At 36.5% G+C, this 10,831-nt stretch carries 9 protein-coding genes; all 9 read right to left on the bottom strand.

What is annotated here, in order from left to right; translation table 11 throughout:
* Positions 1–150: 150 nt before the first annotated feature.
* Positions 151–2,562 carry a L,D-transpeptidase family protein gene (locus BKD12_RS15385; protein ID WP_070090238.1) on the bottom strand — a complete coding sequence of 804 codons (2,412 nt, stop codon included), beginning with the start codon at positions 2,560–2,562 and terminating at the stop codon, positions 151–153.
* A 34-nt stretch (positions 2,563–2,596) separates the two neighbouring features.
* The gene (gene rfbB, locus BKD12_RS15390; RefSeq protein WP_070090239.1) at positions 2,597–3,676 is read right to left on the bottom strand and encodes a dTDP-glucose 4,6-dehydratase; all 1,080 of its coding nucleotides are present in this window, start codon (positions 3,674–3,676) and stop codon (positions 2,597–2,599) included.
* A gap of 12 nt (positions 3,677–3,688) precedes the next feature.
* Entirely contained in the window at positions 3,689–4,525 is an 837-nt protein-coding gene (locus tag BKD12_RS15395) for an NAD-dependent epimerase/dehydratase family protein (protein ID WP_070090240.1), read from the bottom strand.
* A gap of 16 nt (positions 4,526–4,541) precedes the next feature.
* Positions 4,542–5,399, bottom strand: a complete 858-nt coding sequence (rfbD, locus tag BKD12_RS15400; protein WP_070090241.1) for a dTDP-4-dehydrorhamnose reductase — start codon at positions 5,397–5,399, stop codon at positions 4,542–4,544.
* Positions 5,400–5,476: 77 nt separating this feature from the next.
* Positions 5,477–6,496: an acyltransferase family protein gene (locus BKD12_RS15405; protein ID WP_070090242.1), complete on the bottom strand. Its 1,020-nt coding sequence runs from the start codon at positions 6,494–6,496 to the stop codon at positions 5,477–5,479.
* A gap of 47 nt (positions 6,497–6,543) precedes the next feature.
* Complete coding sequence (gene rfbD / locus BKD12_RS15410) at positions 6,544–7,392, bottom strand: dTDP-4-dehydrorhamnose reductase (protein WP_070090243.1); 849 nt, start codon at positions 7,390–7,392, stop codon at positions 6,544–6,546.
* Positions 7,393–7,405: 13 nt separating this feature from the next.
* Positions 7,406–9,274, bottom strand: a complete 1,869-nt coding sequence (locus tag BKD12_RS15415) for a hypothetical protein (RefSeq protein WP_070090244.1) — start codon at positions 9,272–9,274, stop codon at positions 7,406–7,408.
* Between the two features lie 12 nt (positions 9,275–9,286).
* Positions 9,287–9,673 carry a GtrA family protein gene (locus BKD12_RS15420; RefSeq protein WP_070090245.1) on the bottom strand — a complete coding sequence of 129 codons (387 nt, stop codon included), beginning with the start codon at positions 9,671–9,673 and terminating at the stop codon, positions 9,287–9,289.
* Positions 9,645–10,628 (bottom strand): glycosyltransferase, encoded by a 984-nt coding sequence (locus BKD12_RS15425; RefSeq protein WP_070090246.1) that lies wholly within the window; start codon positions 10,626–10,628, stop codon positions 9,645–9,647. The genes BKD12_RS15420 and BKD12_RS15425 overlap by 29 nt, the downstream gene beginning before the upstream one ends.
* Positions 10,629–10,831: the final 203 nt, after the last annotated feature.

The following is a 10,831-nucleotide window of genomic DNA, read 5'->3' on the forward strand; positions in this document are numbered from 1 at the left end:
TGGAAAGAACCGGTTTACCGTGTACGTTTCAGGTTTTGTGAGAATGTAAAGAAAAGCCCCGGCATAAACCGGGGCCTTTGTCTACACTCTAAGGCCAACATTTTCATATGTAAACCTCTATCTTGTAAATAATATCCTTTAATTGTGTATTTAATAAACCACTACTGTTGTTCCAGACGGTATGTTTGCATAAATCCAGTAAGCATTATTGATATCAAGCCGAACACATCCATGTGATAAAGACATCCCTAGCCTTCCATCCATCAATGCTCCATTATATTTGCTATATAAAACAGAATGGAACAAATAGTTTCCATAAAACTGCGTATACCAGTAACATCTTGCGCTACCTGAGTCAAAATAATATCCCTTGCTTCCTACTCGGAATGTTCCTTTCACAGTCGGTGTACTCGGTGCTCCTGTAGTGCAATCCCAATAGTAAACAGGAGTCCAATTACCTGCCCATCCCTGAAACACTCCCACTTTATGAGTATTACTATTTACCATAATAATGTATGGAGTATAACTTGAATAAACATTTGCTAGATACATCATACTCTCAAGATCTGCCGGGTAACGATTTACAGTATATCCTATAGTATAATTCTGAGTAGAGCCATCGTGAATCTTTGTCTCTACATATAACCAATAGTATCCCTCTTTCGGAGCGTTCCAATTTGTTGCATTAGAATTACTCCACCCACTTATATCATGCCATTCTCCAGCACCGGGATCATAGTATTTCCAACGATATTGCGCATTCTTATCATTGGTCGAAACAGACGCTGCCATTGAATAATTCATTGTTCCATCTTTTCTAACATAAATCCCCAAAATATTCATGTATGGTTGTTCAATAGAATACCCAGTAAAGGACTGTGCTATTAATTTCCCATCTTTATTATATATCTCATAACACAGCAAATAACTTCCAAGTTTTCCCGGCATCCATTCCGCACTATTTTCATTTCTCGAGATTTCTTTCCACACAGAACCATCATAAACAATAAACCGGCTCAAACCTACCTCATTTATCAAATCTTGATATGAACCCTTCAGCATAATCGTACTATCTGTCCATCCTGGAGATTGGGGACTAACGCTAAAAGACTTTATCTTTGCTCCGGAAATATGATGCCCACACACTTGTGTCTTTACCTTCCCATCGCTAGTCTTTGCTTCTACATAGAGCCAATAATCTCCTGACTTTTCCGGTTTCCAAGATGTCCAGTTCCCATTACTCCAGTCTGAAATCATAGTCCATATACCACGAGACAGATCATATAATTTCCAACGAAACATTATATCTGCATCATTAGTCGTATACGCTACCCCCATATCTACCTGCACATCTTGATCAATTACACAGATACCATTTAGCTGCACCTGCAAACCAGGATAATAAAAACCGATAGTATGAGTTGTTATACCGCCTTTACTATCAATTGCCTCTACATGGATCCAATAATTCCCTGCTTTCTTTGGACTCCAAGATGTCCAGTTCCCCCCAGAAGGCTCTTGAAGTTTTATCCACACCTGTGACTGTAGATCGTAAATCTTCCATTGAAATTTTAAACCAGAATCATTGGATGTATATGCCACTCCCATTTCATAGTGATCCTGCTTATCAAGCACGCAAACACCGTTCAACTGCACTTGAACCCCCTTGTAATGCGTTCCATATACTGAAGAAGCTGTTTTACCATCTGAAGTTCTTGCCTCTACATATATCCAATAATCTCCCGCTTTGTCTGGTTCCCAAGTAATCCAATTTCCTGTTATCCAATCTGTAACATTTGTCCATATACCACGAGACAGGTCATACTGTTTCCACTGAAACTCTATGTTCGGATCAGTGGATTCATATGCAACTCCTACTTCGTATTTAATCCCCTTATCCAGAAGACAAATCCCATTCAACTGCAAAGTATAATCTGTATCCTGTAGTTCAATGTCGGAAAAAGATTCCTCCCCCGCATCCGGATCCACTTTCTCCTTCGGTATCTCCTCTGCTGGGAAAGTTCCTTCCGTGTAAAGAAATTCTACCGTTCCAATTGACGCAAAATACTCTTGAAATGCCATCAAGGTTTCTTCCGAATCAAACATACTCTGCCGCACATCCAGTCTCGTCAACGCAGGGAACATCTGAGCCATCACATCCAGATCTTCCCGGGTCAGCAGATAACCGCCGGAAGTCTTTACTTTGAGGCTGACCGTATCTGCATAGGAAGCCGTATCCTCCTGCTTCTGCAGGTAATCCGCCAGGCTTTCTGTCAATTCGACGGATAACTCTGTCACTGTCTCCTCCGGTACCGGAGCCGTTTCCTCCGGCACAGGCGCCTCTGCAACAGGCGTTTCTGCAATAGGTGTCTCCACAGCGGGCGCCTCTGCAACGGGTGTCTCTACGGCAGGCGGAACTACCGGCTGCTCTTCTGGTGTCTCCTGCTCTACTGTCTGTGGCTGCTGGACAGAAGTTTCTGCCGCATATGACAGACATGGCTGAGCTATCATGCAAAGAGCCAGAAATAACGCAGATAAGGTTTTTACATGCTTTTTTCTCATTCCTTCCTCACCTCTTTATCATTATGCTGATGTCTTATGACTCATACATTTCTTGATAATATTCCTGATAAGCTCCGCTGGTCACATGCTGCATCCACTCCTCATGCTCAAAGAACCACTGGATGGTCTTTCGAATCCCTTCTTCGAACATGGTGTCCGGAACCCAGCCTACTTCTTTTTTAATCTTATCCGGTGCGATGGCATAACGCCTGTCATGTCCCTTCCGGTCTTCTACATAGGTAATTAGGTCTTCGCTTACTAGTGCTTTCCTCGGGTCATCATCCGGGAGCATCTCCTGCAGTGTATTCAAGATAATATGAATGATCTCAATATTCTGCTTCTCGTTATGACCTCCAATATTGTAGGTTTCAAACAAGCGCCCCTTTTCCTGAACCATGTCGATTCCTTTTGCGTGATCCTCCACATACAGCCAGTCACGCACGTTCTTTCCATCTCCGTACACCGGCAGCTTTTTCCCATGAAGTGCATTGTTGATAATCAGTGGGATTAACTTCTCCGGGAACTGATAAGGCCCGTAATTATTGCTGCAGTTTGTGATATTAGCTGGGAACTTGTAGGTGTCCATATAAGCTTTCACCAACATGTCAGATGACGCTTTGCTGGCAGAATACGGGCTGTGCGGATCATATGGAGTCGTCTCATAGAAATACTCTCCTTCATTTTCCAAAGACCCATATACTTCATCTGTGGAAACATGCAGAAACTTCTTTCCTTCCTTGAAGGTTCCGTCTTCCTGTTCCCATGCAGCCTTTGCAGCATTCAACATGACCAGTGTTCCCAGCACGTTGGTCTTTACAAAAACCTCCGGATTTTTGATACTTCTGTCCACATGGCTTTCTGCAGCAAAATGCACAACTCTGTCAATATCATTTTCTTCAAAAATCTGATTAATCTTTTCAGTATCACAGATATCTGCCTTAATAAACGTATAGTTATCTCTGTCCTCAATATCTTTCAAATTCTCTAAGTTCCCCGCATATGTCAGTTTATCCACATTAATGATCCTAATTTCATCTCCATATTTCTTAAACATATAATGGATATAATTGGAGCCAATAAATCCAGCTCCCCCAGTTACTAAATAAGTTTTCATTACACTTTCTCCTTATCTTTTATTCATGATTTTATTGATTTTTTCCGCATCTCCCCATACACCAGGCGAGTCATAAGGGCGATCTGGAAACGCCCCATATTCCGGCCGAATCTTGAATCCATGATCTTTGATGAACTCTTCCACCTTATCAGCTAACGGAACCGGCTTACCAGTACAACAATTGATAACACCTGTAATTTCTTCCTGCGTGGATGCTGTTGCGATCTGCGCCGCCAGTTCATCTACCGTGATAAAGTCATACATATTTTTTCCAGAGTTAAAGGGGAAGGTTTCTTTCCCTTCTTCTTCCCAGCCTACGATCTTAGCAAAAAGAGAATTGCTTTTTTTATCATCTCCAAGAATATAATATGCTCTCAGCCACATTACCTTTGTATCCGTTCCAGAAGCCAAAAGATAAGTCATCTGTCTCAGCGCATTCTTAGAAATACCATATAGTGATGTGGGATTTGCCGGTGTGTCTTCCGTAATCGCCCCTTCCCAGTAGCCGATCTCATGCATAGTTCCCATGACTGAAAGCTGTGGGAGGCCACCAGCAATCATATTCTTAATAAAAGTAAAATGATTCGGCAGATCCATCAAATGGCTTTCTTCATTGTGTACAAAACCATTTCTCCAGGCCATATGAATACAGACATCCGGTTTCCCAAGCTTCTCATAAATATTTTCATCTCCACTGAAAATTGGTGTATCCACAAATGTTGCACGTTTATCTACACCGTCAAAAAGAAAATCGGCCGCAATCACCTCATGTCCTGCATCCAACAAAGCACTTACAACATGTCTACCAATATATCCATTTGCACCTGTCACTAGCACCTTTTTCTTCATTAACTTTACAACTCCTTTATTCGATTATTAACTTCCTATCCCGTAAATATTTTTTTAATGCATCTTCCCAATCAGCCATTCGATACCCAAAATTTTCCTCTAACAATCTATTTTCTAAAATTGAATTGGCCGGCCTTTTAGCCGCTGCACCATATTCCTCTGTTGTAACCGGGATAACTTTTGTCTTTTTACCGCACAGTTCAAATATTTTTTTTGTAAATCCAGCCCAAGTGCACACTCCTTCGCAGGTTGCATGGTATGTTCCATATTTATCGGAATGGCATAACAAATCTATTACTTTAGTAACTTCTTCTGCGCTAGTTGGCGCACCAAATTGATCGTCCACCACTCGAACACTCTCGTTCTTTTCTGATAATTCCAACATAGTATTAAGAAAATTTTTACCCTCTCCATATAACCATTCGGTTCGCACCACAAAATATCGGTCTGCCGTTTTTCTAACCAATTCCTCTCCTTCTAACTTTGTCTTTCCATATACCGACTGTGGATTATATTTATCTCCCTCTACATATGATCCTTCTTTAGTTCCATCAAATACATAATCCGATGAAATATGAACTATCACTGCTCCTACCGCGTTCGCCGCCAGACTCAAATAATAAGGTCCGACCGCATTAATTTGATAAGCTCTCTCTTGATCTGTTTCACACGCGTCAACCTGCGTATGCGCCGCACAATTAATTATAATATCTGGCGAAATCTCCCCTATTTTTTGCATTACCTCTTCTTGATCTGTGATGTTCAGTTCTCCTACATCCGTATTAACTAAACAAACATTTTTGTCCCCCTCATAAAAAACATTTAGAGCTTTCCCCATTTGTCCATGACAACCTGTAATTAATATTTTTTTCAAAACTTTCCTCTCCGTTCTTGAATAATATAATTAATTTATCTATATTCTACTCTAATTGTTAACATAATGCAATCTAGTTATTTTTTAAACAATTGGGGTACTTGATGCATTACATATGCATGAAACCGATACAATCCCCAGGCAAAAACAGCAATAACTGAGCAAATTACAACAAATAGCAAATAACTATACTCTCTGGAAATTTGCGTCAAATCAAAGGTCATCATCATCTCCGAAATAATAACATGATGTACCAAAAAGATAGCATAAGAATATTTGCTTATTAAATTACACACATTAATACATAACCCAAATTTCAACCAATACGAAATGTATACTAACAAAATAAAGGATGCTATTCCCACATATGTAGTCTGTATTGCTTCTGGAAACGATGGACTTATAATTTCATTTACAACTAAAACCAACAATGCAGCTATTGCCATTTTCCAATTGACCTTTTTTTCTGACTGTACAAATAGCATTCCAAATAGAATTTCAGGCAGTCTTGTTAGAATGATTATACTTACATTGACTTTCTTTACATAAACGATCATTAAAACATAAACTATAATGACAAGGCAAACTGTCAGAATCGGTTGCTTTTTAACACCAACTCTTAACAAGGGGAATAAAATATACATCAAAATAATTGCTCCCAAAAACCATTCTCCCAAAATATAATAAGTCGGAATGTATGCTGCAACCATCCCATCCATTCCTAAAATTGTATACAGAAAGTTTATTTTAGGAGCCCCGCTTCCTGGAATCATTTTATTTGTATAAAACAAATAAAAAAAAGCAATAATATATGCCATCCAAAACATTGGATATATAGACAAAAATCTCTTTTTATAGAATTTCTTTATTTCAATTTTTTCTTGATAAACATACATCAATGCTGCTCCAGAAATGATAAAGAACAACGACACTCCCCAGGCACCAATATAGATGTTGCTCACGGTAGTAGTAATTACCGCTTTTTCGGGCATCGGTGGTGTCAAATATAAAAATCTTGCATTAAAATGTGTCATTAATATGGAGACAACCGCAATAGCCCGTACAAAATCCAAATAAAATAGTCTTTCCTTCTTCATATAATAATCCCCTGTTTTCTCGATATTCCCAATATAAAACTTCTTCTCTAATTTATTTTCTCAGCAATAAACTCCTCAAGTGCATCCTCCCAGCCCTGCATGCTATAACCAATTTTTTCACGCAAATTTTTATTATCTAACACAGAATTTTGAGGTCTTTTAGCCGCCGTTTTATATTCTTCTGATGTAATTCTTTTAACATGTATATCTTTTCTGCTCAATCGGAATATCTCTTCTGAAAAATCTGCCCAGCTACATTGTCCCTCACAAGTGGCATGATAGGTACCATAGTTTTCTGTTTCAACAAGTTTCATAATTACTTTCGCAACCTCTTTTGCACTAGTTGGGGTTCCAACCTGGTCTTCTACCACACGAATCTCAGCACTATTTTCTGCAAGTTGAAGCATTGTTCGAACAAAATTTTTCCCATCTCCATACAACCATGCTGTTCTTACAATAAAATGTTTTTCATTTGTTTTTCTTACAAATTCTTCGCCTTCCCACTTCGTTTGACCATATACAGATTGAGGATTAGCTCTATCACTTTCTGTATATTTTCCTATCTTTTTCCCATCAAATACATAGTCTGTAGACACTTGAACAATAACGGCTCCGATTTCTTTTGCTGTAACACTTAAGTTTTTCGGACCAACAGCATTAATTCGATATGCTTTATCTTTTTGTTTTTCACATATATCAACCGCCGTATGAGCCGCACAATTAATTATAATATTGGGATTTATTTTCTTCACAAACTCATTTACTTCACTAAACTTTGTGATATCTAATTCGTCCACATCTGTATTAATAACTTGAAAATTTTTGTTATCTTTCAATTGTTGATTTAATGCCTTACCTAATTGTCCATTTGACCCCGTTATCAGTACCTTTTTCAATTTTTTGTCTCCTCTACTTCCATTCTCCAAATATATTTATTCCTAAATCTCCTTCAACTTGTTCCCCGTTTTCAAATGTAGCAAATTGATTTTGATTTCCATTATATTTTATATATAACGGCACACCTTCACCATTCTCGGCTGTGATTTTCAGAGTATATTCTTGGTTTTCTTGTAAGAGAATATCTCCAGGCTTAAAAATAGCTATTCCATTTTCAAAAGTATTTACTGGTTTGCTTTCCTCCCACATAACTTTATTATTATTGTCTATCACCGCAACCTTAACCAAAGAAGAATTAATCCATTCAAACCCTTCCGCATTAAAGGCAATCTCCATCTTTGATATTTTCATATCTGAATCAAACTTTAACTTTTCTTCTACGGACGAATCTTTCTGTAATAAATCAACCGATGAATCAACTAGATTCGAATCTATCAGATTATATATCATCCCCGTTACAGGCCAGATATAGCATATCATCAACAACATAGCAAACACACACGGAACTGCTCCCCTAATCCATACAACTCCTCTTTCTATTCTTTCAGTATTTAGCCCCATTTCTATATGATGTCTTCTCGGATAATTGATAATTAAGATTGCCATAATACATGCAATTAAAAATGCCGCACAAAAATTTATCATATTATCCAATCCTAATGAGATAAATATTTCTCTAACATAAGTAAATTTAGTTGTCCTATCTGGTGATATTACTTTAGATAAGAAAAGCGGATTTAGCAATTGTTTTGAAAACACAGGATAATTTATCATGACTGATATCCATACAACAGCAAAACCTATTCCTGCATCCAACAAAATGTTTAGTTTCAATTTCTCCGGTGTAATAAATATAACCAAAACAGAATACGGTGCAACAAGAATCATCCAATATGGATTAAAGGGAACAAGTCCAAGAAATCCCAAAAAAACTACCAATGGCAAATATATTGCAAATCGAGATTTTTCCTCTAAATTTACTGTTTGTTTCGCATATGCAAAAATGCAAACCCCTACCATTAGCAAGACAAAAAGCGGGATCACAAAACCATCATACTGCCAATTAATTCCTGTTGCTTGAAGCCTTTCAATCATAGTATCTGAAAATCCTGTTGTTGAAGCTTGATATGCAGCATTACCTTGAAAGATTACTTTGCATATTAACAATTCAAAGAGCCCTGACAGCACTTCTATTCCAATCCAAATTAGCCTTTTTTCTTTTAGTAAGACTAAAGGTATAAAAATGAATACAGCAAAAAGTTTTAATGTATTCGCCACCATAAACCACAGAATAAACTTTTTATTTTCTTCACGCATATATGCCTTTATTCCTAAAAGCATGAACACCACAGAAACAATATCATATTGTACAATTACAAAAACAGGTATCACAACTGTAGCCGCAGTTAAAAAAAAGAACACAGCCCATTTACATCTTTCTTTCAGAAAACCTAATTGCTCCCCGATTTGATATACCAGTCTAGCTGCAATGATTGTAAATACAATCATCATTAATTTACACCACATTAAGCATAAAGTTGAATTTAAATAATCAACACCTATTACTTTATTTGCTATATATACAGGAAGATTCCATATCGCAAATATAACATAGATAGGAAATTCATATACTGCCGGATGTCCGAATGTGCTATTTTCTATCGCTATTTGGTAAAATTCCAAAAAGCGTCCACTTAAAACACTATCCAAAAAATTGAATGAATGTTCTAGCGTTACCATTACATCCCCATATAAAAAACTTACTGTTGTAACTAACAACAAAACAGACAATAATAAAATATCTATTTTCCCCGGTTCTTTTGTATCCTTCCAATAATGTATGATTTTTTCCTGTTCTCTTTTTATTGAATTTACAACCATTGTGGTTCTCCCTTAATGTTTCTCTATCAAAATTTTTCTGGATATAAAATTGTAAATCATTACAACTCCTGTTGCTATTATTTTTGCTATTAATGGTGCAATTTTTACAAAATCGACACAGAGCTTCATGATAAGTTGATTAAATCCCAGCCCAATAATGTTTAAGACGATATATATAAAAAATTCTTTTCTTTTATTTGCCTCTTCACTTGAAATAAAAACATATTTTAAATTCAAAATATAATTTACGATAACAGATACCGAAAAGGAACAAGCATTAGCAAATAAATAATAAATTCCTATTACATTATGCAAAAACCAAAACACACCATAATCAATCAAAAACGATATAATTCCAACTAATCCGAACTTAACAATCTGATTTATAAGATTCTTCATTATCTTTTTTTTCGTCCTCAAAATTTATTTTTTCTCCTATAACAACTCTAGGTTTCTTCACAACTCTTCCATTTATACTTAAAATATACTCTCCTAAAATTCCAATAAAAAACAATTGTATAGCTCCCAAGAAAAAAATTCCAATAATGAGTGTTGCTGTTCCAGCAGGATACGTGTCCCAATTTAAAATTTTATTAATAAAAACAAAAACAGCTATCCCAATACAAACTAATCCAATTATAACAGCTACAAATGTAGCTAATCGCATTAATAATTTTGTCGACGAAGTAATCCCCTGCATTGCAAAATCATAATTACGCCAAAAATTAAAATTAGACTTTCCTCTTTCACTTTTTGCCTGTTCATATTTTATAATCTCTATATCCATTCCATATTCCGCTACTACTTCCTTGAAATATGGCTGGATATCATCTATTTGTGATAAAACTTCTGTAAATTCTCTGTCATACAAACCAAAACCAGTAAAAAGAGAGATCTGCTTTCTATCCGAAAACCAGTCAATAATCTTATAATATAAAAACCGCATAAAAGTCATGATCTTACCCTCATCACTTTTACTTCTCTGTCCTATAACAACTTTCTTTCCTTCTTCCCACTTTTCTACAAATTTAGGTAACATCTCCGGCGGATCCTGCAGGTCACCAAAAAGCAAAAATACGGCATCTCCAGACCCATATGTCAACGAGGAAAACACATTCCTATGAAACCCAAAGTTCGTTGCATTAAAAACAGCTTTTACATGTTTATCTATATCGCATAATTTTCTTATTTCTTTTCGCGTATTATCAGTTGAAAAATCATCTACATATATAATTTCATATGCATACGATGATAATTGTTCATTAAAAATTTTCAACAATCGCTCATACATGTCATTAACACTTTTCTCTTCGTTATAACAAGGTATTACAACGCTAATTACTTTTTCCTTCATTTCCCATTATTTCTCCTACTATTTATTTTCCTTCTACCACAGACATTATTGTCATTCAATACAGCTATGCTATACAATAACAAACACCATATTCTGTTAGCATTTTACATTCCTCTAGAATATTTGTCAATTAAAACCCCAAAAGCGGCCTTAGGTCTTCTATATGCGAATAGCATTCGTATACGGTAAACCGGTTCTTTCCA

The organism is Merdimonas faecis, from assembly GCF_001754075.1.
GTDB classification, from domain to species: Bacteria; Bacillota; Clostridia; order Lachnospirales; family Lachnospiraceae; genus Merdimonas; species Merdimonas faecis.

Excerpts from the sequence above, each read along its gene's own strand:
- BKD12_RS15405 (WP_070090242.1), bottom strand. The coding sequence starts at position 6,496 with ATGAAGAAGGAAAGACTATTTTATTTGGATTTTGTACGGGCTATTGCG.
- rfbB (WP_070090239.1), bottom strand. The coding sequence starts at position 3,676 with ATGAAAACTTATTTAGTAACTGGGGGAGCTGGATTTATTGGCTCCAAT.
- BKD12_RS15415 (WP_070090244.1), bottom strand. The coding sequence starts at position 9,274 with ATGGTTGTAAATTCAATAAAAAGAGAACAGGAAAAAATCATACATTAT.
- BKD12_RS15425 (WP_070090246.1), bottom strand. The coding sequence starts at position 10,628 with ATGAAGGAAAAAGTAATTAGCGTTGTAATACCTTGTTATAACGAAGAG.
- BKD12_RS15420 (WP_070090245.1), bottom strand. The coding sequence starts at position 9,673 with ATGAAGAATCTTATAAATCAGATTGTTAAGTTCGGATTAGTTGGAATT.
- BKD12_RS15385 (WP_070090238.1), bottom strand. The coding sequence starts at position 2,562 with ATGAGAAAAAAGCATGTAAAAACCTTATCTGCGTTATTTCTGGCTCTT.
- BKD12_RS15395 (WP_070090240.1), bottom strand. The coding sequence starts at position 4,525 with ATGAAGAAAAAGGTGCTAGTGACAGGTGCAAATGGATATATTGGTAGA.